Source organism: Bosea vestrisii, from assembly GCF_030144325.1.
Classification (GTDB): Bacteria; Pseudomonadota; Alphaproteobacteria; order Rhizobiales; family Beijerinckiaceae; genus Allobosea; species Allobosea vestrisii_A.
Window position 1 is genome coordinate 4,842,997 of sequence record NZ_CP126307.1, and the last position, 21,897, is coordinate 4,864,893.

Here is a 21,897-nt window from a genome sequence, read left to right on the forward strand (position 1 = left end):
GGATTTAAGCCCAGGCGCGCGCCTTCAGCTTCTCCTCATAGGCGCCGATCTTGGTCGCCTTTTCCATGGTGAGGCCGATATCGTCGAGGCCGTTGAGCAGGCAGTGCTTGCGGAACGGGTCGATCTCGAAGCGGACCTCGCCGCCATCCGGCCCCTTGATGCTCTGGTTCTGAAGGTCGACGGTCAGCGTCGCGTTCGAGCCGCGGTCGGCGTCGTCGAACAGCTTGTCGAGGTCGCCCTGCGAGACCACGATCGGCAGGATGCCGTTCTTGAAGCAGTTATTGTAGAAGATGTCGGCGAAGCTGGTGGAGATCACGCAGCGGATGCCGAAGTCGAGCAGGGCCCAGGGCGCATGCTCGCGCGACGAGCCGCAGCCGAAATTGTCGCCGGCGACGAGGATCTCCGACTTGCGATAGGCCGGCTGGTTCAGGACGAAGTCCGGGTTCTCCGAACCGTCTTCCTTGTAGCGCATCTCCGAGAACAGCGCCGTGCCGAGGCCGGTGCGCTTGATCGTCTTCAGATACTGCTTGGGGATGATCATGTCGGTGTCGACATTGATCACCTTCAGCGGGGCGGGGGTCGAGGTCAGGGTGGTGAAAGGCTGCATGGCGGGTACTCCGGCAGGTCTTGTCTGGTCAGATGGGGTAAGGCGCTGCGTCAGAGCTGCGCTGTCAGGAGCTTGAAGCTGGCGAAGGTGAAGAAGGCGGCGAGGCAGGCTTCCGCGCGGCGGCGGATCCTGCGGTAGCCCGCCACCATCGATGCGGTCGAGAACAGGTAGGCATAGGTCTGGTTGATCGCGAGCGAGATCGTCAGGCAGCCGAGGATGATGGCGTAGAGCACCACCGCCGGCGTCTCGGGCCTGAGGCCGAGCGCGATGATCGCCGTCCAGCTCAGGATCGCCTTCGGGTTGGTGAGGTGCATCAGGTAGCCGCGCAGATAGAGGCGGCGTCCCGAACCGCTGGCTTTCGGCGGCGGCATTTCCGCCTGCATGGCCGAGCGGGCCGAGCGCCAGGCCAGGAACAGCAGATAAAGCCCGCCGACGATCTTGATGGCATAGAGCGCGCCGGGATGGGCGACGATCAGCGCGGTGACGCCGACGGCGGCGAGGATGCCCCAGGTCAGCGATCCCGTGGTGACGCCGAGCGCCAGCGTCATCCCGGCTTTCCGACCATACTCCATCGAGGTCGCCATCACCTGGAGATTGCTCGGTCCAGGGCTGGCGACGGCGATGAAGAAGGCCGAGAAGACCAAGGCCAGGTCGGGTAGGTGGCGGATCAGTTCGTCCAGCATGTCTCTTATCCTGCCGCCTTCTCTATGGCTTCCATGTCGTCGTCGTCGAAGCCGAAATGGTGGCCGATCTCATGGACGAGCACATGGGTGACGATGGCGCCCAGGCTCTCGTCATGCTCCGCCCAGTAGTCGAGGATCGGCCGCCGATAGAGGTGGATGGTGTTGGGCATCTGCCCGCTCTGTGGGGCATAGCCCTGCTGCGGCAGGCCTACCCCGGAGAACAGGCCGAGCAGGTCGAAGGGGCTCTCGGCCTCGAGCTCCTTCAGCACGTCGTCTTCGGGAAACTCGGTGACGTTGATGACGAGGTCGGCGCAGAGCTTGCGGAAATCCTCGGGCAGACGGTCATAGGCCGCCTGCGCCAGGATCTCGAACTCGGCGCTCGAAGGCGCACGCACGCCGTCCCAGTCGAGACTCTGCGAGCCTTCAATCGAGGCGGATGTCTTGATCGAGGGAACGGAGCCCATCACCAGATCTTCAGTTGATGCCCGAGCCACCAGGACAGCCCGATAAAGGCGATCAGTGAGAGCCCGCGGCCGATTCTACGGCCCCAGAGCTCTATTCTGTCGCCTTCCGGCGCGTCCTTGCCGGAGAAGTGGTCGGCCGCGCGCCCCATGGAGGAGCCGAGAAAGCTCTCATCGTCGCGCCTGACGCGATCGAGCGCTTCCTTGGCCTCCTTGGCGCGGGCGGCTTCGCGGGGATCGGTGCTCATGACGTCCTCCCGCGAAACGATCCGCTTCAGCCCAGCGTGCGCACGTCGACGAAGTGGCCGATCAGGGACGCCGCCGCCGCCATCGCCGGCGAGACCAGGTGAGTGCGACCCTTGAAGCCCTGGCGGCCCTCGAAATTGCGGTTCGAGGTCGAGGCGGCGCGCTGGCCCGGCTTGAGCTGGTCCGGGTTCATGCCGAGGCACATCGAGCAGCCCGGCTCGCGCCATTCGAAACCGGCGGCGAGGAAGATCTTGTCGAGCCCCTCGGCCTCGGCCTGCTGCTTCACCAGGCCCGAGCCCGGGACGATCATGGCGTAGTCCAGGCTCTCATGGATCTTCTTGCCCTCGACGATCTTGGCGACCGTGCGCAGATCCTCGATGCGGCCATTGGTGCAGGAACCGATCCAGATCACGTCGAGCGGGATCTCGGTCATCTTGGTGCCGGCGGTCAGCCCCATATAGTCCAGCGCGCGCTGCTTCGAGCTGCGCTTGGTCTCGTCCTCGATCAGCGCCGGATCGGGCACCGCTCCGGTCACCGAGATCACGTCCTCGGGGCTGGTGCCCCAGGAGACGATCGGCGGCAGGTTGGCGGCGTCGAGCCTGACGATGCGGTCGAAATGCGCGCCCTCATCGGTCCGCAGCGTTTCCCAATAGCGCAGCGCCTCGTCCCAGGCGGCGCCCTGCGGCGCCTTCGGCCGGCCTTTCAGATAGGCGTAGGCCTTCTCGTCCGGAGCGACCATGCCGGCGCGGGCGCCGCCCTCGATCGACATGTTGCAGACCGTCATCCGGCCTTCCATCGAAAGGCCGCGAATGGCTTCGCCGGCATATTCGATCACCGAGCCGGTGCCGCCGGCGGTGCCGATCTCGCCGATGATGGCGAGCGTGATGTCCTTGGCGCCGACGCCCGGAGCGGGCTTGCCGTCGACCTGGACCAGCATGTTCCTGGCCTTCTTCTGGATCAGCGTCTGGGTGGCGAGCACGTGCTCGACCTCCGAGGTGCCGATGCCATGGGCCAGCGCCCCGAAGGCGCCATGCGTCGAGGTGTGGCTGTCGCCGCAGACGATGGTGGTGCCGGGCAGGGTGAAGCCCTGCTCGGGGCCGACGATGTGGACGATGCCCTGGCGGATATCGAGCTCGTTGAAGTACTCGACGCCGAACTCCTTGGCGTTCCTGGCCAGCGCCTCGACCTGGATGCGGCTCTCTTCCTCGGCGATGCCCTTGCTGCGGTCGGTCGTCGGGATGTTGTGGTCGACGACGGCCAGCGTCTTGCTGGGCGCATGGACCTTACGGCCGGTCATGCGCAGGCCCTCGAAGGCCTGCGGGCTGGTGACCTCGTGGACGAGATGGCGGTCGATATAGAGCAGGCAGGTGCCGTCGTCCTGGCGGTCGACGACGTGGTCCTCGAAGATCTTGTCGTAGAGGGTGGTGGGGGCCTTGGTCGCAGTCATGGCTTCAATCGCCTTCGGTATGGAAATCGGGTAGCGGCCCGCTTTGGGGCCAGCACGCATCGCAACGGCCTGTCGCCGGCCGAAAGGCCGGTCTCAGGCGTAGGTAAGGCCGGCTGCGAGCGAGGCCGTGAAGCGGCCGAAGAAGCGCCAGGGCAGGCGGGCATGGTCATGCAGCGCGGCGAAGCCCTGGGTGGTCGGAAAACGGCGCAGATTCAGCGTGCGGCGCATCACGCGCCGGACTTCGCCCCTGCTCTGCCGCTTCACTGTCATGACGTGCTTCTACCAGTTCCAAACTGCACGGGCAACGCGGTGCGCCTGTCGCAGCGGCAGCCGCGTAGCGCGTTCAGTGCAGGGCTGATATCTAGCGGCTCCGGATGCGCCGCGAAAGGGTGGTTGCGCCGGCAAACGGAACGGTGATGCGATGGCGCGCTTCTTCCCCTTCATGCTGCTGGCGGTCATCGCCTATGGCGTCACCGTCGCGGCGATGGGCGTGCCGCTCTCGCGCGAGCTCCTCAATATCGGCCTGCCGTCCGGAACGGCCTTCACCCTCACCGTCAGCGAGCTGCTGCTCGCGATCTCGACCGTCGTGCTGTTCTTCGAGATCATGAACGCGACCAGCGCCAAGTCGAGCTCGATCCTGAACCATGGCCTGTCCATGGTGGTGTTCATCGCCTGCGGGCTGATCTTCCTGTTCGTGCCCGGCTTCGGCACTGGCACCTTCGTGATCATTACGCTGATGGCGCTGGTTGACGTGATCGCCGGCTACTCGATCAGCATTCTGACGGCGCGGCGGGATATGACTTTCGGGAATAACGAGTAGCCTCTCCGTCATTCCGGGGCAGGCCGTAGGCCTGAGCCGGAACCCAGAACCGCAGGTGGCCAAAAGGGAAATGGCGACGTTGCGATTCTTCGGCACAAGGCATCGTTTCTGGGTTCCGGGCTCTTCGCTACGCGAAGCCCCGGAATGACGGCGCGGGTAAAAGCTACAGCTCGCTCCGCAGCTGCCACAGCTCCGGGAAGAACGAACGCTCCAACGCAGTCCTCAGGAACTTCACGCCGCTGGAGCCGCCGGTGCCTTGCTTGAAGCCGATGATGCGCTCGACCGTCTTCATGTGGCGAAAGCGCCATTGCTGGAACTGGTCCTCGACATCGACCAGCTCCTCGGCGAGTTCGTACAGGTCGAAATAGCTGTGCGTGTCGCGGTAAATCGTCAGCCACACTGCCTTCACGCCCTCATTCGCGACATGTGGTTGGCTCCAGTCGCGCTCGATGCAGTCGGCCGGGACCGGCAGGCCGCGCCGCGCTAGCAGGCGCAAGGCTTCGTCATAGAGGCTCGGAGCCTCCAGCAGTTCCTTGAGATGGGCGTGATGCTCGGGATGATGGCGATGCAGCGCCAGCATGCGCGGATCCTTGGCGCCGAGGCGGAACTCGAAGGCGCGGTACTGATGCGACTGGAAGCCCGAGGACTGGCCGAGCGCGTCGCGAAAGGCGAGATAATCGGCCGGGGTCATGGTCGAGAGCACGTCCCAGGCGCTGATCAATTGCGCCTGGATGCGCGAGACCCGTGCCAGCGACTTGAAGGCCGGCTGCAATTCGTCGGTCCTGATCGCGGCGATGGCGCCGTCGAGCTCATGCGCGGCGAGCTTCAGCCAGAGTTCCTGCACCTGGTGGATGGTGATGAATAAAAGCTCGTCGGGCGCATCGCTCAGCGGCTTTTGCGCCGCGAGCAGGAGGTCGAGGCCGAGATAGGAGCCATAGTCCATCCGCTCCTTGAAATCGGTCTGGATGCCGGGTTCGATCCGGCTCTTGTGATCGCCTGTCCCGGTGGTCATCGCGCCGTCCTCGCTGGACTCGCGCCTTGACTGAGGAGAGGCGCGAGATATTTTAAGCTTAAAGTATTTTGCCGCATCGGCAAGGCTCGCGGAAGCACGAGGATGGCGATGGACCAGATGACGAATGCTCCCGCAACGCTTGGCCGTCCGCCTTTCGATCTTTCCGCCGAGTTCTCGCGCTTCCGCCAGAACTGGCCGGCCAAGCTGCATTTCGCGGCCCACAGCCACCATTTCTGGCCGGATGCCACCCGCGAGGCGCACGTACGCGCCTGGGACGATGCCGCCCGCCTCGTCGACGGCAAATGGCAGGAGGTGCTCGGCCCGGTCTGGCAGAAGGTCGCGCAGGGCGTGGCGAGGCACCTCAACCTGCCCGGGATCGACGGGCTCGTGCCGGCCAACAACACCCATGAATTCGTCAACCGGCTGCTCTCCTGCCTGCCGCGCGACCGCAAGCCGCGCATCCTGACCAGCGATGCCGAGTTCCACTCCTTCCGCCGCCAGATCGAGCGGCTGGCGGAGGACGGCCTGATCGAGCTCACCGTCGTGCCGGCCGAGCCCTTCGCTGGCCTGACGGAGCGGCTGGTCGCGGCGGCCCAGCACGGTCCAGGCCCCGACATGGTCTTCGTCAGCCAGGTCCACTTCAATTCCGGTTATGCGCTGACCGATCTGGAAAAGCTGGTCGGCGGCGTCTCGGCGCCCGGCCGGCTCGTCGTCGTCGACGGCTATCACGGCTTCCTGGCGAGGCCGACCGATCTCTCGGCTATCGCGGACAAGGCCTTCTACATCGCCGGCGGCTACAAATATGCCATGTCCGGCGAGGGCGCCTGCTTCATGCACTGCCCACCCGGCTTCGCCATGCGCCCGCGCGATACCGGCTGGTATGCCTCGTTCGGCGCGCTCGCTGGCCCGCAAGACAGCATCGGCTATGCCAAGAACGGCTGGCGTTTCATGGGCGCGACTTTCGACCCATCCGGCCTCTACCGCATGGGCGCGATGTTCGATTGGCTCGATGCCAAGGGCCTCGATGTGCTAGCGATCCATGCCCACGCCCATGCCTTGCAGGAGATCGTCATGGCCGGGCTGGCGCGGCGGCCCTGCGGCGTGCTTGCGCCGGCGAACCTTGTCGTTCCGCTCTCCGAACCGGCGCGCGGCAACTTCCTGACCTTCCGCCATGCCGACGCGGCGCTCTGGCATGAGAAGCTCAGGCAGGCCGGCATCATCGTCGACCTGCGCGGCGACCGGTTGCGTGTCGGCTTCGGGCTTTACCAGACCGAAAGCGATGTGAAGCTGCTGCTGGAGCGGCTGATGACGTTGCGGTAAGATCTGGCCCGATCAACGCGCATCGCGGCTGATCGGTCAGACGGAGCTGAACCATGGCAATCCTGTCGAGACTTCTGATCGCAGCCGCTCTTGCCTCTCTCGCGCCCGCCTTCGCCCAGGCTCCTGCGAAAGCCACCGCCTCGCCGGCCGTGCAGAAGGAGTTCGACGGCTTCATCGGAAAGTTCCGTGCGGCCCTGAAAGCCAACGATGCTGTAGCCGTCGCCGGCCTGACGCGGCTGCCCTATATGGCCGACGCCTCCATCGGCGATGCCGCGCAGTTCCGCGCCAAGGTCTGGCCGCGCGATTTCACCGCTAAGAACCGCGCCTGTCTCCAGCGCACCAAACCCACTTACGATCGCGACGGCGCCAAGAACGAAATCTACGCCATCGCCTGTGGCGGGAACATCTTCACCTTCACGAAGACGCCGAGCGGGTTCCAGCTCACGGATGTCGATATCGCCGACTGAGCCGGTGGTGGCCTCGTCAGCGCTGGGCGGTGTCGACGCTGACCACAACCGACATGCCAGGGGAAAGCCGCTCCGCCAATGCCTGGCCTGGATCGATGGCGATCCGCACCGGCACGCGCTGAGCGATCTTGACGAAATTGCCGGTGGCGTTCTCTGGCCGGATCACGCTGAACTCCGAGCCGGCCGCCGGCGAGAAGCGCTCGATCTTTCCGGTCAGCCGGGCATGGCGCAGCGCATCGACGGTGAAGCTGACGTTCTGGCCGATGCGCATGCCGGAGAGCTGCGTCTCCTTGAAGTTGGCGATCACCCAGACCTGGCTCGGCACCAGCGCCATCAACTGCGTACCGGCGGAGACGTATTGCCCGAGCCGGGCCGAGACCTCGCCGAGCCGCCCGTTCTGTGGGGCGGTGACGCGGGTGTTCTGCAGGTCGATCTCGGCGAGATGGACGGCGGCCTCGGCGCCCTGGACCGCCGCTTCGAGGGACTGCCGGTTGACGATGGCGCTCTGCACATCCTGCCGTGAGACGTCGACGGCGGCATTGCTCGCGGTCAACCCAGCCCGGGCCTGATCGAGCGCCTGCAGGCTCTGGTCGGCATTGGTCTGGTTGACGACGCCGCGCTCGCGCAGCGGCTCGATCCGGCCCCAATTGGCTTCCGCCGTGCGCAAGGCCGCCTCGGCGCTGGCGACATTGGCCTCGCTGGCACGCTGGCGCGCCTCGGCGGCGTGGCGGGCCTGCTCCGAGTTGGCGAGCGCGGCGCGCTGTGCGGCGAGGCTGGCGCGCGCCTGCTCCAGTCGCTGCTGGAAGATGCGCTCGTCGATGCGGACGAGGAGCTGGCCCTGCTTCGCCGTGGCGAAATCCTGCACCGCGACCTCGGCGATGTAGCCGGCGAGCTGTGGCGCGATCACCGTCACCTGGCCGCGTACATAGGCATTCTCGGTGGTCTCGATCGCGCTGGCGAAGGGGCGGCAGCCGCCATGCGTAGAGGATGACGCCCAGTCCGATGAGGCCGATGGCGAGCGCGACATAGGTCGAGACGGAACGGAAGATGCGGGTCATGGCTGGGACGCAGGTGAAGGAGTGACGGCAGGGGTGGCGAAGCGTTCCCGCACGCGCAGGACGGTGAGATGGGCGAGCAGGCCGACGAGGGCGCTGCCGGCGATCAGAGCGATCAGCAGGAAGGCGTCGTTATAGGCGAGCACGGTCGCTTCCCGGACCGCCTGCTGGGCGAGCAGGGTGACGCCTTCGGCACGGGTCAGTCCAAGGTCGGTCAGGACATGGCCATAGGCGCCGCCGAGCTCCTGGATGCGCTGGGCGACGAGCGGATCGGCCAGGGAGAAATGCTCGGCGAGCTGGCTGTAGTGGAAGCTGGTCCTGAGCGTGATGAAGCTGCCGAACAGCGCCGAGCCGAGCAGCCCGCCAATGCTCTGGGTGAACAGGAAGATCACGAAGAAGCTGAGGATGTAGACCGGTCCGCGCGCCAGCGCCGGCGCGAGGCCCTGTCCCATCGCCGCCGGCAGGAACAGGGCCGAGCCATAGGCCACCAGCGCCTGGCTGAGATGGATGTCGTCCGGGCGGGTCAGGTTGGTCGCGTTGCTGTCGAGGATCGCGCCGGTCATGATGCAGACCAGCGCCGCCGCGTAGAAGGCATTCTCCCGGCCGGGCCGCAGCAGCGCCGCGCAGGTGAAGCCGCCTGCCAGGATTGCCGCCAGGATCACGCCGTAGAGCGGTAGGGTCTGCTCGTTCTGGAAGCCGAGCGCCTGGAAGAAATTGGAGGCGCCGACCGTCTGCTCGGCCAGCACGACGCGGAACAGCAGCAGGACGGTGGCATAGTGCAGCGTCGCCGGGCTGGTCAGCCAGCGTATGTCGATGAGCGGGCTTTTGCGGTGCAGCTCGATGATTGCCGCCAGGGTCAGGCAGAGGATCGCACCGGTAAAGAGCCAGCCGAGCCAGGGCGCTTCCAGCCACCAATAGATGCGCCCGAGCGAGAGCGCGACGGCGATGGCGCCGAAGCCGACTGCGATCAGAAGATAGCTCACCCCGTCGAGCGGCCCGATCACCTTGACCCGCGGCGGCGGCGTCAACGGCAAAGCATAGACCAGGCCGAAGGCGACCAGCGCCAGCCCCATCTCGAACAAGGTCAGCCCGTGGAAGCCGCCGATCTCGAGCAGGGTCGGCGAGATCAGCCGCGTGACGGGGATGCCCAGCGTGGTGTTGGTCAGCGCCAACGACAGACCCACCGTGAGCTTTTGGCGCGGCTGTAGCGGCTCGATCATGTAGAGGAAGGCGAGCGAGGACATCGGTGCGGCCGCGATGCCGCTCATGAAGCGCACGACCAGTGCCGATTGCAGGTCGTGCACGAAGAAATTGAGCAGAGCGGCGAGCACGAAGCCGGCGATGCTGATCTCGGCGAAATTGCGCAGCCCATACTGCATCCTGATCTTGATCAGGGCGATCGAGAGCGAGACGTTCGGCGCCATATAGGCGGCGACCAGCCAGTTGGTCTCGGCGACCGTGGCGCCGAGATCGCCCTGGATCTGGTAGACGTTCGTCGCGACGAGATTGGCACCGACCTGCTGCGTCATAGCCAGCATCGTCGACGCCAGCATGTAGCCAAGCGCCCGCCCGCGGCTCATGCCGGCCGCGGCGGGTGCCGCCGGCTGCGGCACGATCTCGGGAGCAGGCGAGGATATGCTCATCGCGGGGCGCCTCGGCTGGCAACTATGTTCTCCGACATCCGGCTGAGGACACGCAAGGCGATCTCCAGCTCGCCCGGTTCGATCCCGTCGAGCACGCCGGCGCGGAGCTCGGCCAGGAAGGCGAGAATGTCTTCGGCCTGGGCCCGCGCGACTGGTGTCAGGAAGACTCGGCGGGCGCGCCTGTCGCCCGGCGCGGCGCGGCGCTCGATCATGCCGTTGCGTTCGAGGCCGTCGAGCAGGCGCACCAATGTCGGCTGTTCGATGTCGAGCAGCCCGGCGAGATCGGACTGGATCGGTCCGTCCGCCTTGGCGAGCTGCATCAAAAAGGCGAGCACGCGCGAGCGTCAGCCCCATATCGCGGGCGCGCTCGTCGACCAGCGCCCTGAGCTTGCGGTTGGCCGAAGCCAGCTCGGCGGTGAAGGCGGCCTGAAGCTCCGGAGAGTTCATAGCGTCCATATGAATAGCTTGCTAATGATATGCTGACATAGCAATGCGAATGGTGCATTGCAAATTCTGATTTGCGCCTTCGATATGCGCTGTGGGAATGAATTGGGCGGCGGCTTGCGTTGGCGCAGGCAACAAAAAACGCGGCCCGAAGGCCGCGTTCCTGAAACCTCAAAAAGGAAGAGCGGCTTACTTGCCCTTGCTCTCGCCCTTGGCCGGCTTGGCATCGACGCGCTCGGCGATACGGGCCGACTTGCCGCGGCGATCACGCAGGTAATACAGCTTGGCGCGGCGAACCTTGCCCTTGCGGACGACCTTGATCGAGTCGAGGTTCGGCGAATACAGCGGGAAGACGCGCTCGACGCCCTCGCCATAGGAGATCTTGCGGACGGTGAAGCTCTGGTTCAGCCCGCCGCCATTGCGGGCGATGCAGACGCCTTCATAGGCCTGGACGCGGCTGCGCTCGCCTTCCTTGACCTTGACGTTGACCTGCACGGTGTCACCGGGCTGGAAATGCGGGATTTCCTTGCCGCCGGCGAGCTTGGCGATCTGTTCCTGGTCGATTTGCTCGATGATGTTCATGGGTCTCTCCATGGCCGTGTTCGCGCGGAAGCGCGGGCTTTCGGCTCGCTGTTTTAAGTTGAGTGCCGGGCCTTACAGGAGCGCGGCGGGTTTGTCGAGACGCTGCGGCGGCTGGGCCGGGCCGGTGTTCGATCATCTTGCACAATTTCGCCGGCAAGGCGACGAGGTGCGGCATGCCGGCCGAGATCCTGACCTACGCGACGCTGTTCACCCTGCTCGTCGGGCTGATCGCCGGCACCATCGGCGGCGTGGTCGGCACCGGTTCCTCGATCATGCTGCTGCCGGTGCTGGTCTGGTCGTTCGGGCCGAAGCAGGCCGTGCCGATCATGGCCGTTGCCGCGGTGATGGCGAATCTGGCGCGGCTCGCGGCCTGGTGGCGCGAGGTCGAGTGGCGCGCCTTCCTCGCCTATGCGCTGCCCGGCATCCCGGCGGCGATGCTGGGCGCGCGTACCTTGCTGCAGCTGCCCCCGGCGGTGATCGATATCGGCCTCGGCCTGTTCTTTCTGCTGATGATTCCGGGGCGACGCTGGCTCGAGGCGCGGCAGATCAAGCTCGGCCTCTGGCAATTGGCTTTGGCTGGCGCCGCGATCGGTTTTCTGACCGGGCTGGTGCTCTCGACCGGGCCGCTCAGCATTCCAGCCTTCGTCGCCTTCGGATTGACCAAGGGCGCGCTGCTCTCGACGGAAGCGGCGACGTCGCTGCTGATCTACCTGACCAAGGTCGCGACCTTCCGGAGCCTGGGCGCGATGCCGCTGGCGATCTTCGTCAAGGGCGTCGTCGTCGGCTCCTCGCTGATGCTCGGGGCCTTCATCGGCAAGGCACTGGTGCTGCGCATGGACACGCGCACCTTCGCGCTGCTGCTCGATGCGATGATGCTGCTCTCCGGCCTGTTCCTGCTCGCCGCCGCCTTTCGCTGAATGCTTCCGGCCGGCGTCGCCCAGCTGTATGCAGGCGGCAGGATTATGGATAGCGGGGTAACGACATGTCCGAGAGTTCGATCAAGACCGCCCTCGTCACCGGGGCAGCGCGCGGGATCGGCCTCGCGACGACCAAGCGCTTCCTCGCCGACAACTGGCGTGTCGCTTTGCTCGACATCGACGCGCCGGAACTCGCCCGGGCGATGGCCGAGCTCGATGCGCCGACCGCAACGATGACGATCACATGCGACGTCGCCATGCCGGAGCAGGTTGCGGAGGCGGTCGATGCAGTGGTCGAGCGCTTCGGCCGGCTCGATGCTCTCGTCAACAATGCCGGCACCGCCGTGTTCAAGCCGCTGCTGGAGACGAGCTACGCCGAATGGCGGCGCGTGCTCGCGGTCAATCTCGACGGACCATTCCTGACGACGCAGGCTGCGGCGCCGGTGATGGCCGACAATGGCGGCGGCGCGATCGTCAACATCACCTCGATCTCGGGCCTGCGCGCCTCGACGCTGCGCGTCGCCTACGGCACCAGCAAGGCAGCGCTCGCCCATCTCACCAAGCAGCAGGCGGCCGAGCTCGCTGGCCTCGGCATCCGCGTCAATGCGGTGGCGCCCGGGCCGGTCGAGACCGCCATGGCCAAGGCCGTGCACTCGCCCGAGATCCGGGCCGATTATCACGATGCCATCCCGCTCGCGCGCTATGGCGCGGAAGAGGAGCTCGCCGAGGCGATCTTCTTCCTGTGCAGCGAGCGGGCGAGCTACATCACGGGCCAGGTGCTCGCCGTCGATGGCGGCTTCGACGCGGTCGGCATCGGCCTGCCGACACTGCGCGGGCAAAGGCGCAACCGCTAAAAACCCGGTAGCCGCGGGCCGGTGGAAGCCGGCCCCGAGCGGCGACAACATTCTCCTTGCGCCGACTCCGGAACGGCGCGAACCTGTCTTCCGACACCCCTCTTCGACGGCCGCCCGACCCTGTCGGGCCTGAGCGACCGCCGCCTTTCCGGCGTGGGCGCTCCATCCCCCGTTCCCGCTGGTCAACCGCCGTCCCGGACATAAGGCTTTCATGCCAACGTCCGCGCGCGGCCAGAACCGAAGGAGGACGACATGGCTGTGACTTCCAGCAGTGGAGGAAACCCGTCCGGCGTCAGAGGCAGGGGCCCACGATGCATCGCCATCGTTGGTCCCTTCCAGAGTGGCAAGACCAGCCTGTTCGAGAGCATTCTGGAGCGTTGCGGCGCCGTCTCGCGCGCCGGCTCCGTCAAGACGAAGAACAGCGTCGGCGATGCCTCGCCCGAGGCGCGCTCCCATCAGATGAGCACCGAGCCCAACGTCGCCAGCGTCGACTTCATGGGCGAGCGCTACACCTTCATAGACTGCCCCGGCTCCGTCGAATTCCTGCACGAGATGCGCCATGTCCTGCCGGCGGTCGATGCCGCGGTCGTGGTCTGCGAGGCGGACGATCGCAAGGCGCCGGCTCTGGAGCTCGTGCTGCGCGAGCTCGAGGAGGCCGACATTCCGCGCTTCCTCTTCCTGAACAAGATCGATTCCGCTTCGCGGCGCGTGCGCGAGACACTGGCCCTGCTGCAGCGCGCCTCGCGCACGCCATTGCTGCTCCGGCAGATCCCGATCTGGCGCAACGGCATCGCCGTCGGCTTCATCGACCTCGCGCTGGAGCGGGCCTTCATCTATCGCGAGCACGCCCCGAGCGAGATCGTGCCGCTGGCGCCTGAGGAGGTCGAACGCGAGCGCGATGCCCGCTTCTCGATGCTGGAGAAGCTCGCCGACTATGACGATGAGCTGATGGAGGGGCTGCTCGGCGATATCGAGCCGCCGCGCGACCTCGTTTTCGATGATCTCGCCCGCGAGCTCAAGCAGCGCCATGTCGTGCCGGTGCTGATCGGCGCAGCCGAACGCGGCAACGGCGTCACCCGGTTGCTCAAGGCACTCAGGCACGAGGCCCCCATATTGGAGGCGACGCGCGGGCGGATCGGTGTCGTCGACAGCGGCGCGCCGCTCGCGCTGGTGCTGAAGACCTGGCAGTCGGGGCAGGGCGGCAAGCTCTCTCTGGCGCGCGTTCTGCGCGGGCGCATGGCGGAAGGCGATGTGCTGACCTCGTCCGGCGGTGTCGAAGCCCGCATCGGCGGCGTGCTTGAGCTCAAGGGTACAGACCAGCAGCGACGGCCGGTGGCGGAGGAGGGCGAGGTGGTCGCCTTCTCGCGGCTCGAAGGCATCCGCACCGGCGATGCGATCGCGGTCGGCAAGGTCCGGCCTGACATCGTCAGCGCCGTGGCGCCGCCCGAGCCCGTCCATGCACTGTCGGTCGGCGTCAAGGACCGCAAGGACGATGTCAGGCTGACCGCCGGCCTCGCCAAGCTGATCGAGGAGGATCCGGCGCTCGCCCTCGAACATCGCGCCGAGTTCGGCGAGATGCGCCTCTCTGGTCAGGGCGAGATGCATCTGCGCGTGGCGCTCGAACGGCTCGCCGGGCGCTACGGCATCAGCGTCGACAGTGGTGCGACGCAGCTCGGCTATCGCGAGACCCTGCGGGGCAAGGCGAGCGCGCGCGGCCGGCACCGCAAGCAGAGTGGCGGCCACGGCCAGTTCGGCGATGTCGTGCTCGAGATCGCGCCGCTGCAGCGCGGCGAGGGCATCCGCTTCGTCGACCGGATCACCGGGGGCGTCGTGCCGAGGCAGTACATCAGCTCGGTCGAGGCCGGGGTGCGCGACTATTGCCAGCGCGGACCGCTCGGCTTTCCGCTCGTCGACATCGAGGTGACGCTCACGGACGGCTCCTATCATACGGTCGATTCCTCCGACATGGCCTTCCGGCAGGCAGCGCGGATCGCGATGGGTGAGGCCTCCCCGCAGGCCAAGCCCGTGCTGCTGGAGCCTATCCTGGCGGTCGAGATCGTGATCCCGTCGGATGCGATGTCGCGCGCCTCGGCGATCGTCTCGGCGAGGCGCGGCCAGATCCTCGGCTATGACGCGCGGCCCGGATGGCGCGGCTGGGATCAGATCAACGCGCTGATGCCGGAGGCCGAGATGGCGGGGCTGATCGTCGAATTGCGCTCGGCGACGGCCGGCGTCGGCTCGTTCAGCGCCCGCTTCGACCATCTTGCCGAGCTCGCCGGCAAGCCGGCCGACGCGGTGGTTGCGGCCCATACGATGGCGCAAGCACGCTGAGATTGTCTTCGATCCGCTTGGTTCAACCTGAGCGGAACAAGGCGGGCCTGTTGCAGCGCAAAAGTTTATATGTAAACCTTCTCACGGCGGGCGCTTGCGCCCGCCGTGAGCCATGCGCACTGTAGCGCAAGAAGGAAACAGAGCGGATTTCGTATCGGGTCGTGCCCGACGATCGCCGCCGCTGCGGCCAAGGCCCGAAAACAGGGCAGGGTTGCTAAGGGAGGATGACGATGACGGCAGTTTCAGCGGTTCAGGCGGCGCCGGGTGCACGTCCCTGGCTGGCGCATTATCCGCCGGCGGTGCCGCCCACCATCGATGAGACCAAGGTCGGTACGCTGGCCGATCTGATCCGCAGCGCCTCCGAGACTTATCCCGACCGCGCGGCGTTCGAGAGTTTCGGCAAGTCGATCACCTTCGCCGAGATCGGTCGTGCGGCCCGCGCCTTCGCCGGCTGGCTGCAGGCGCAGGGCTTCAAGAAGGGTGATCGCATCGCACTGATGATGCCGAACATCCTGGCCAATCCGGCGACGATCTTCGGCACGCTGATCGGCGGGTTCACCGTGGTCAACGTCAATCCGCTCTACACCGCTCGCGAGCTCACCCATCAGCTCAACGACTCCGGTGCGCGCGCGCTGGTCGTGATCGAGAACTTCGCCCATGTCGTCGAGGAGGCGCGGCCCAATCTCAAGCTGGAGGCGATCGTCGTCGCCACGGCCGGCGATCTGATGGGCTTCAAGGGAACGATCGTCAATTTCGTCGCCCGCAAGATCAAGAAGGTAGTGAAACCCTACAACCTGCCAGGTGCGGTCGCGCTCAAGACGATCCTTGCGCAGCCGGCGCCCATGAGCCCGGTTACGATCACGCCTGAGGATGTCGCCTTCCTGCAATATACCGGCGGCACGACCGGTATCTCCAAGGGCGCGACGCTGACCCACCGCAACGTCGCCTCCAATGTCGCGCAATGCGCGCTCTGGCTGGGCTGGCAGCTCGAGCCGCCGCATGGCCGCAGCGACTACCAGCACGTCATGGTGACGGCGTTGCCGCTCTACCACATCTTCGCCTTGACCTGCTGCTGCATGTTTATGCTGCGCATCGGCGCCAAGAGCCTGCTGATCGCCAATCCGCGGGATATCGCCGGCTTCATCAAGATCCTGAAAGGGAGCCGGTTCACGCTCTTTTCCGGCGTCAACACGCTCTACAACGCGCTCGCCAGCCATCCCGACATCAAGGATGTGGATTTCTCGGAGCTGCGCTTCGCCATCGCCGGCGGCATGGCGACACAGGCCGCTGTCGCCAAGCGGTGGAAGGAGGCCTCAGGCCGGCCGATCATCGAAGGCTACGGCCTGTCGGAGACCTCGCCGGTCGCTTCGGTCAACCGCACCGACATCAGCGAATTCACCGGGACGATCGGCTATCCGCTGTCTTCGACCGATTTCGCCATCCGCGACGCCGAGGGCAATGACGTGCCGGCCGGCGAGGCTGGCGAGATCTGCATCCGCGGACCGCAGGTGATGGTCGGTTATTGGAACCGGCCGGACGAGACCGCCAAGGTGATGACGGCAGACGGCTACTTCCGCACCGGCGATGTTGGCATCCTCCTGCCGGACGGGCAGTTCAAGGTCGTCGACCGGATGAAGGACATGGTTCTGGTCTCCGGCTTCAACGTCTATCCGAACGAGGTCGAGGACGTGCTCGCCAAGCATCCGGGTGTGCTGGAGTCGGCTGTGATCGGCCTGCCGGACGAGCATTCCGGCGAAGCGGTGACCGCCTTCGTGGTCAAGCGTGACGCTGCCGTCACGGCCGATGAGCTGCGCGCCTTCTGCAAGGAGAACCTGACCGGCTACAAGGTGCCCAAGCAGATCATTTTCCGCGATGCGCTGCCGAAGACCAATGTTGGCAAGGTGCTGCGCCGGGCATTGCGCGAGGAGGTCGCCGCCGGGCAGAAAGCCTGAGCGGCGGGCGCGGGCCTATTCGGGCGCGTGGATCGTCGCGCGCAGGGTCCTGAACAGCGGCAGCGCGGCGGCGAGTCCGGCCTGGTCGGTCACGCAGATCAGCGCGGTCCGGCCCTTCGCCGTCTCCAGGGTCGAGGTGAACATGCGCACGTTCTGCCCATTCGGGCCGGCCTTGGGCGTGACGATCAGCTCGATGCCGTTGAAGCCCTGATGCTCGAACAGCTTGAGATCGGAGACGGTACCGATCGTCTCGAACATATCGCGGTAGAGCTGCTGCCATTCCGGCTTGGCCATCTGCTCGTTGACGATCTCGCGCGTCAGCTTGGCGTTCTGCGCCGCGCTCTTGAAGCCGAGCGTGCAGAGTTGGCCGGTGCTGTTCACCGCCTTCGGCGTGCCGGTCTTCGAGCTGATGTCGATCGTCACCTCGAACTGCGGGTGCGGCTTGCCGGCCTCCGCCTTGAAGCCGGCGGGCGGCGCGACGGAAAGGCTGGTCGCGGCATCGCCATAAGACTGCGCGGCGGCGGCGCCAGCGAAGAGAATGGCTGCGAGAGCGGCGGACGAGCGAAGCGTTCTGGTCATGGTCACGGGCTAGTTCCGGATTGCGACGGCAGCGAGACGGGCGAATTGCTGCGGGCTATTGGGCCGGCATGGACCGATCGGTCAAGCCGCGAGCAGAGACTTACCGGTTTGGGCATGGGCGATCACCGGCAGGATCTGGCCGGGTGTGACGCTCCGGTCGAAGCGCACCAGAGTGAAGTCCTCCGCCCGGCCGGTATCGCCACGTTCGGTCAGGACCGAGAGCGGCCGGCCGATGCGGGCGGCAAGATGCCGGGCATGGGCCGCCTCCGCCGCCTCGCGCAGCCGGGCTGCTCGCTCCTTGATCTCGCTACCGGCAACCTGCGGCATGCGCGCTGCCGGCGTGCCGGGCCGGGGTGAGAATGGGAAGCCATGGACATAGGACAGCCCGCATTCCTCGATCAGGTCGAGCGTGCGGGAAAACATCGTCTCATCCTCGGTCGGGAATCCTGCGATCAGGTCGGCGCCGAAGACGATCTCTGGGCGCAAGCTGCGCATCTCGTCGCAGAACCGGACTGCGTCGGCGCGGCTGTGACGGCGCTTCATCCGCTTCAAGACGAGGTCGTCGCCGGCCTGCAGCGAGAGGTGCAGATGCGGCATCAGCCGCGCCTCCCTGGCGATGAGATCGCGCAGGTCGTCGTCGATCTCGACCGCGTCGAGCGAGGACAGGCGCAACCGCTTCAGCTCGGGCAGTGCAGCCAGGACAGCGCCGACGAGCGCGCCGAGCGTCGGCCCGTCGGATTTCTCCCGGCCATAGCTCGTGAGGTCGACGCCGGTCAGCACGATCTCGCTGGCGCCCTCTTCGACAAGGTGGCGCGCCTGCGCGACGACCTCGTCGACCTCAGCCGAGCGGGCATTGCCGCGCCCGAGCGGGATGACGCAGAAGGTGCAGCGATGGTCGCAGCCATTCTGCACCTGCAGGAAGCCACGCGTATGCTGGCCCAGCGCCTGCGTGCGATGAGGGGTCGCGTCGCGGGCCTGCATGATGTCGCCGACGACGATCTTGCCTGCCGGCTCGTCCTGCGGGCTCGCGGCGCGCAGGCTGTTCGAGCTGGCGAGGGCTCGCCAATTCGCCACGTCGAGCTTTTCGGTATTGCCGAGCACCCGTGCCACCTCCGGCATGGCGGCGAAGCGTGCGGGCTCGATCTGGGCGGCGCAGCCGGTGACCACGATCGGACGCTCCGGCTTGTCACGGGCGAGCCGGCGGATTGCCTGGCCGGCCTGGCGTACCGCCTCCGCTGTCACGGCGCAGGTATTGATCACCGCGACATCGGAGAGGCCGGCGGCCAGCGCCTGCCGCTCGATCGTCTCGCTCTCGACCAGGTTGAGCCGGCAGCCGAAGGTGACGAGGTCGATCGCCATCAGGCGACGGCGGCGAAGAGCCCGGGCTCGAGCACGCCTTCCCAGTCGAGCGCCGCCGGCCCGGTCATCAGTACATGGCCGTCGCTCTCGCGCCATTCGATCACGAGATCGCCGCCGGGCAGGCTGACGGTCGCCTTGCGATTGGAGAGCTCACGGCGCACGGCCGCGACCAGCGCCGCGCAGGCGCCCGAGCCGCAGGCACGTGTGATGCCGGCGCCGCGTTCCCAGACCCGCAATACGATGCGATCAGGCGCCTTGACGGCAGCGAGGCCGATATTGGCGCGGTCCGGGAAGATCGGGTGATTCTCGAGCAGCGGGCCGATCTGCTCGAGATTGAAGCGATAGGGATCATCAACGAAGAAGACGGCGTGCGGATTGCCCATGCTGACGGCGCAGGGCGTGTGCAGGATCGGATCGTCGATCGGGCCGATCTGCAATTCGAAGCGGCTGGTGTCCTCGAACGGCTCGGCCAGCGGGATCTCGTCCCAGGCAAGGCGCGGTGCGCCCATGTCGACAGTAAAGACGGTCTCCGACAGGCGCGCAACCGGCAGCAGTCCGGCCTTGGTCTGCAGCAAGAGCCCGTCGCGGCCGGACTGCCCCATCCCAGGGTCGGCGGTCATCGCCCAGGCGACGCAGCGGGTGCCGTTGCCGCAGGCGCCAGCTTCCGAGCCGTCGGTGTTGTAGATGCGGACATAGGCATCGGTGCCCGACACCTTCGCGTCGTGCAGCACCATCAACTGGTCGAAGCGGGTGCGCTCCTGGCTCGCGATCGCGCGCGCCTCGGCTTGCGTGACGAGATGCTTCGTCCCGCGCAAATCGAGCACGGTGATCTCGTTGCCGAGTCCGTTCATCTTGAGGAACCGGCGATTGGCGAGGGCGTTCATATCGTCACATGTCCATGATCATGGCGGTATATGAGCGTGACGCCGAAAAAATGCCACCCTTCGCGTTCTTCCTGCCGTAACGGGATCATCGTAGTTTGCGGCAGGGCGCGAATCGGTCGTGTCAGCGCGGGAAGTTCGGGTATGCGGCAGTTGAGATTCAGCGCGCTCCTTCTTGCGCTCGCCCTCGTCCATCCGGCTGCCGCGCAGACGCGCGTGGCGCCGCCGACGGCTGTGGAGAGCACGCCGCTTGCTGCGCCGCCTGGAACGGCGGTGCCGGCGCAGAATGTGCAACCTGCTCAGCCGGTCCCAGCTCAGAGCCAGGCCAATCCGCCTGTCCCGGCTGAACCGCAACCGGTGCAGCCGCCGCCAGCCCCCCAGACACCGGTCGTGCCGCAGCCGGTCCAACCGGCACCGGCGCCGCAGACGCCGATCGAGCCGCAACCTGTCCAGCCGCCGCCGACCTTGCCCAATCCGCAGCCGGCGCCGCCCGTCCAGCAACAGCAGACCGGGGCGCCGAACCCGAACGCGACGCTTGCCGGCAAGCAGGGCGATCCGTCCGATGTCGACGAGATCGCGCTCGTCGCCAAGCCCGTGCTGCTGCTCGCCGGCCAGGCGAGCTGGGATCAGGGTTTCCAGAAGCTGTCTGAGGCCATCGCGCTCCTGCGGGCTGAGGCCGACAAGGCCGGTCTCAAGGTTGCCGGCCGGCCGCTGAGCCTGTTCGTCGAGACTGACGACAACGGTTTCAAGTTCGAGGCGATGCTGCCGGTCGACCGGCCGGCAGATGCTGGCAAGCCGCTGGCGACCGGTGTGCGCAACGGCCAGTCGCCGTTCGGGCGCTCGCTGCGCTTCGTCCACACCGCGCCCTATGACGACATCGATTCGACCTATGAGACGATCACGGCCTATCTCGAGGCCAAGAGCATCGTCGTGAAGGACGCCTTCCTTGAGGAATACGTCAGCGACCTCAAGGATCCCGGCGACCCGAACCTCGAGATCAACGTCTACGTCCAGCCGAAATAGGGCACGGCGTTTTCGTCATGTTCGGGCTTGTTCCGACCATCCACGTCTTCGTTCTTCGAGAGCGGTGTTCAAGACGTGTATGCTCGCCACAAGGGCGAGCATGACGGCGCGGCTGCCTAAGCCTCCCACACCAGGCCGGGCTGCATCGGCCGGAAGCGTTCCTCTGGCAAGCCCGCTTTTTCCAGAGCGACTTTGAGCGCCTCGGGCGGGCGGCCGACGCCTTCGTCGGTGAGCTGGAACGTGCCCCAATGGTGGCCGAGAGCCTGCTCGGCGCGCAATGACCGCATCACCGCGACGGCCTCTTCCGGGTTCATGTGGTTGTCACTCATGAACCAGCGCGGCTCATAGGCACCGATCGGCAGCGCGGCCAGGCGGAACGGACCATGCTCCTGGCCGAGGCGCTCATAGAGCGAGCCGTCATGGTAGCCGGTGTCGCCGATATGGAAGAGCTTGCCCGCCGGCGTCTCGATGACGAATGAGCACCACAGCGCCATGCGCCGGTCGAAGGCGCCGCGCGCCGACCAGTGATAGCTCGGCACCAATGTGATCGCGACCTTGTCTGACAGCTCCAGCCGGGCACTCCAGTCATGCGCCTCGGCCCGGATCGAACCATCGCGCGCCTTGACGATCGCGTCGTTGCCGAGCGGCATGATCATGCGCGGATTGTCGCGCACATGGATCAGCGCCAGCGTCTCGACGTCGAGATGGTCGTAATGGTTATGCGTTACCAGAACGACGTCGATCTTCGGCAGATCGGCGAAGGCGACGCCGGGTGCATTCACCCGCTTCGGCCCGAAGAAGGAGAACGGGCTCGCGCGCTCGGAATAGACCGGGTCGATCAGGATGTTGAGGCCGGCGACCTGGTAGAGGAAGGAGGCGTGGCCGAGATGGACGACCCGTAAGGACTCGACGCGCGCCGGCGGCTTGTCCTGCGGCGGAGCGGCATACTGCACCGGAAAGACCTCGCGCTCGCGCTTCGAGAACTGCCAACGCAGCACGTCGGCCAGCCCCTTTGTGACCGGCCGCCCGTCGCTGAAGATCAGCCCGTCGAAATGGTCGCTGACTGGACCCTGATAGTAGGGATTGCGCGAGCGCGCGTAAGAAGCCCAGGCGAATCCGGTGGAACCGAGCAGGGCAGGGATGCCGAGGAGGCGCAGGAGTTTGCGACGTGTCATGACATCGAGAAGTCGTGTTCAGGTCGCGCAGCGTCAAGG

Annotated in this window: 22 protein-coding genes and 1 pseudogene; 8 read left to right on the forward strand and 15 right to left on the reverse strand. The window is 66.4% G+C overall.

Annotated features, from left to right (window positions below):
- Positions 1 to 4: 4 nt before the first annotated feature.
- The 6 genes from leuD to QO058_RS23825 all read right to left on the reverse strand — a co-directional run bounded on the left by leuD (position 5) and on the right by QO058_RS23825 (position 3,714).
- Entirely contained in the window at positions 5 to 607 is a 603-nt protein-coding gene (gene leuD / locus QO058_RS23800; RefSeq protein WP_284168685.1) for a 3-isopropylmalate dehydratase small subunit, read from the reverse strand.
- Positions 608 to 657: 50 nt separating this feature from the next.
- Positions 658 to 1,290 carry a LysE family translocator gene (locus tag QO058_RS23805; RefSeq protein WP_284168686.1) on the reverse strand — a complete coding sequence of 211 codons (633 nt, stop codon included), beginning with the start codon at positions 1,288 to 1,290 and terminating at the stop codon, positions 658 to 660.
- A 5-nt stretch (positions 1,291 to 1,295) separates the two neighbouring features.
- Positions 1,296 to 1,754, reverse strand: a complete 459-nt coding sequence (locus QO058_RS23810; RefSeq protein ID WP_284168687.1) for a metallopeptidase family protein — start codon at positions 1,752 to 1,754, stop codon at positions 1,296 to 1,298.
- The gene (locus QO058_RS23815; RefSeq protein ID WP_152017017.1) at positions 1,754 to 1,999 is read right to left on the reverse strand and encodes a hypothetical protein; all 246 of its coding nucleotides are present in this window, start codon (positions 1,997 to 1,999) and stop codon (positions 1,754 to 1,756) included. The genes QO058_RS23810 and QO058_RS23815 overlap by 1 nt, the downstream gene beginning before the upstream one ends.
- 26 nt (positions 2,000 to 2,025) lie before the next feature.
- Positions 2,026 to 3,444, reverse strand: a complete 1,419-nt coding sequence (gene leuC, locus QO058_RS23820) for a 3-isopropylmalate dehydratase large subunit (protein ID WP_284168688.1) — start codon at positions 3,442 to 3,444, stop codon at positions 2,026 to 2,028.
- A gap of 93 nt (positions 3,445 to 3,537) precedes the next feature.
- Positions 3,538 to 3,714 carry a hypothetical protein gene (locus QO058_RS23825; protein ID WP_284168690.1) on the reverse strand — a complete coding sequence of 59 codons (177 nt, stop codon included), beginning with the start codon at positions 3,712 to 3,714 and terminating at the stop codon, positions 3,538 to 3,540.
- A 151-nt stretch (positions 3,715 to 3,865) separates the two neighbouring features.
- Here QO058_RS23825 and QO058_RS23830 point away from each other — a divergent pair, with 151 nt between their 5' ends.
- Positions 3,866 to 4,264 (forward strand): hypothetical protein, encoded by a 399-nt coding sequence (locus tag QO058_RS23830; protein ID WP_284168691.1) that lies wholly within the window; start codon positions 3,866 to 3,868, stop codon positions 4,262 to 4,264.
- 163 nt (positions 4,265 to 4,427) lie between these two features.
- Here the strand turns inward: QO058_RS23830 and kynA are convergent, their stop codons facing one another.
- A complete protein-coding gene (kynA, locus tag QO058_RS23835; protein ID WP_284168692.1) occupies positions 4,428 to 5,276 on the reverse strand; it encodes a tryptophan 2,3-dioxygenase in 849 nt (282 codons plus the stop codon).
- 108 nt (positions 5,277 to 5,384) lie between these two features.
- Here kynA and QO058_RS23840 point away from each other — a divergent pair, with 108 nt between their 5' ends.
- Together QO058_RS23840 and QO058_RS23845 are read left to right on the forward strand one after the other, a co-directional pair.
- Entirely contained in the window at positions 5,385 to 6,596 is a 1,212-nt protein-coding gene (locus tag QO058_RS23840; RefSeq protein ID WP_284168693.1) for an aminotransferase class V-fold PLP-dependent enzyme, read from the forward strand.
- 53 nt (positions 6,597 to 6,649) lie between these two features.
- Positions 6,650 to 7,063: a hypothetical protein gene (locus QO058_RS23845; RefSeq protein ID WP_284168694.1), complete on the forward strand. Its 414-nt coding sequence runs from the start codon at positions 6,650 to 6,652 to the stop codon at positions 7,061 to 7,063.
- Positions 7,064 to 7,079: 16 nt separating this feature from the next.
- Here QO058_RS23845 and QO058_RS23850 read toward each other — a convergent pair.
- The 4 genes and pseudogenes from QO058_RS23850 to rplS all read right to left on the reverse strand — a co-directional run bounded on the left by QO058_RS23850 (position 7,080) and on the right by rplS (position 10,787).
- Positions 7,080 to 8,121: pseudogene (locus tag QO058_RS23850) on the reverse strand (HlyD family secretion protein).
- On the reverse strand, positions 8,118 to 9,761 hold the full coding sequence (locus tag QO058_RS23855; protein ID WP_284168695.1) for an MFS transporter: 1,644 nt from the start codon (positions 9,759 to 9,761) through the stop codon (positions 8,118 to 8,120). The pseudogene QO058_RS23850 and the gene QO058_RS23855 overlap by 4 nt, the downstream one beginning before the upstream one ends.
- A complete protein-coding gene (locus tag QO058_RS23860) occupies positions 9,758 to 10,096 on the reverse strand; it encodes a MarR family winged helix-turn-helix transcriptional regulator (protein WP_284168696.1) in 339 nt (112 codons plus the stop codon). Before QO058_RS23860 ends, QO058_RS23855 begins: the two co-directional genes overlap by 4 nt.
- Before the next feature lie 298 nt (positions 10,097 to 10,394).
- Positions 10,395 to 10,787, reverse strand: coding sequence for a 50S ribosomal protein L19 (rplS, locus tag QO058_RS23865; protein WP_284168697.1), 393 nt, complete (start codon positions 10,785 to 10,787; stop codon positions 10,395 to 10,397).
- A gap of 173 nt (positions 10,788 to 10,960) precedes the next feature.
- On the opposite strand from rplS, the gene QO058_RS23870 reads away from it, so the two are divergent.
- The 4 genes from QO058_RS23870 to QO058_RS23885 all read left to right on the forward strand — a co-directional run bounded on the left by QO058_RS23870 (position 10,961) and on the right by QO058_RS23885 (position 16,841).
- Positions 10,961 to 11,704, forward strand: coding sequence for a sulfite exporter TauE/SafE family protein (locus tag QO058_RS23870; RefSeq protein WP_284168698.1), 744 nt, complete (start codon positions 10,961 to 10,963; stop codon positions 11,702 to 11,704).
- Positions 11,705 to 11,769: 65 nt separating this feature from the next.
- Positions 11,770 to 12,558, forward strand: a complete 789-nt coding sequence (locus QO058_RS23875; RefSeq protein WP_284168699.1) for an SDR family NAD(P)-dependent oxidoreductase — start codon at positions 11,770 to 11,772, stop codon at positions 12,556 to 12,558.
- 252 nt (positions 12,559 to 12,810) lie between these two features.
- The gene (locus QO058_RS23880) at positions 12,811 to 14,889 is read left to right on the forward strand and encodes an elongation factor G (protein ID WP_284168701.1); all 2,079 of its coding nucleotides are present in this window, start codon (positions 12,811 to 12,813) and stop codon (positions 14,887 to 14,889) included.
- 230 nt (positions 14,890 to 15,119) lie between these two features.
- Positions 15,120 to 16,841, forward strand: a complete 1,722-nt coding sequence (locus QO058_RS23885; protein WP_284168702.1) for an AMP-binding protein — start codon at positions 15,120 to 15,122, stop codon at positions 16,839 to 16,841.
- Between the two features lie 15 nt (positions 16,842 to 16,856).
- On the opposite strand, the gene QO058_RS23890 is transcribed toward QO058_RS23885, so the two are convergent.
- The 3 genes from QO058_RS23890 to dapF all read right to left on the reverse strand — a co-directional run bounded on the left by QO058_RS23890 (position 16,857) and on the right by dapF (position 19,663).
- Positions 16,857 to 17,426 (reverse strand): hypothetical protein, encoded by a 570-nt coding sequence (locus tag QO058_RS23890; protein ID WP_284168703.1) that lies wholly within the window; start codon positions 17,424 to 17,426, stop codon positions 16,857 to 16,859.
- Between the two features lie 75 nt (positions 17,427 to 17,501).
- Positions 17,502 to 18,779 (reverse strand): tRNA (N(6)-L-threonylcarbamoyladenosine(37)-C(2))-methylthiotransferase MtaB, encoded by a 1,278-nt coding sequence (gene mtaB / locus QO058_RS23895; RefSeq protein WP_284168704.1) that lies wholly within the window; start codon positions 18,777 to 18,779, stop codon positions 17,502 to 17,504.
- A complete protein-coding gene (dapF, locus tag QO058_RS23900; protein WP_284168705.1) occupies positions 18,779 to 19,663 on the reverse strand; it encodes a diaminopimelate epimerase in 885 nt (294 codons plus the stop codon). Before dapF ends, mtaB begins: the two co-directional genes overlap by 1 nt.
- A gap of 141 nt (positions 19,664 to 19,804) precedes the next feature.
- On the opposite strand from dapF, the gene QO058_RS23905 reads away from it, so the two are divergent.
- Positions 19,805 to 20,683, forward strand: coding sequence for a GyrI-like domain-containing protein (locus QO058_RS23905; protein WP_284168707.1), 879 nt, complete (start codon positions 19,805 to 19,807; stop codon positions 20,681 to 20,683).
- 116 nt (positions 20,684 to 20,799) lie between these two features.
- Here the strand turns inward: QO058_RS23905 and QO058_RS23910 are convergent, their stop codons facing one another.
- Complete coding sequence (locus tag QO058_RS23910) at positions 20,800 to 21,858, reverse strand: MBL fold metallo-hydrolase (RefSeq protein WP_284168708.1); 1,059 nt, start codon at positions 21,856 to 21,858, stop codon at positions 20,800 to 20,802.
- Positions 21,859 to 21,897 lie beyond the last annotated feature (39 nt).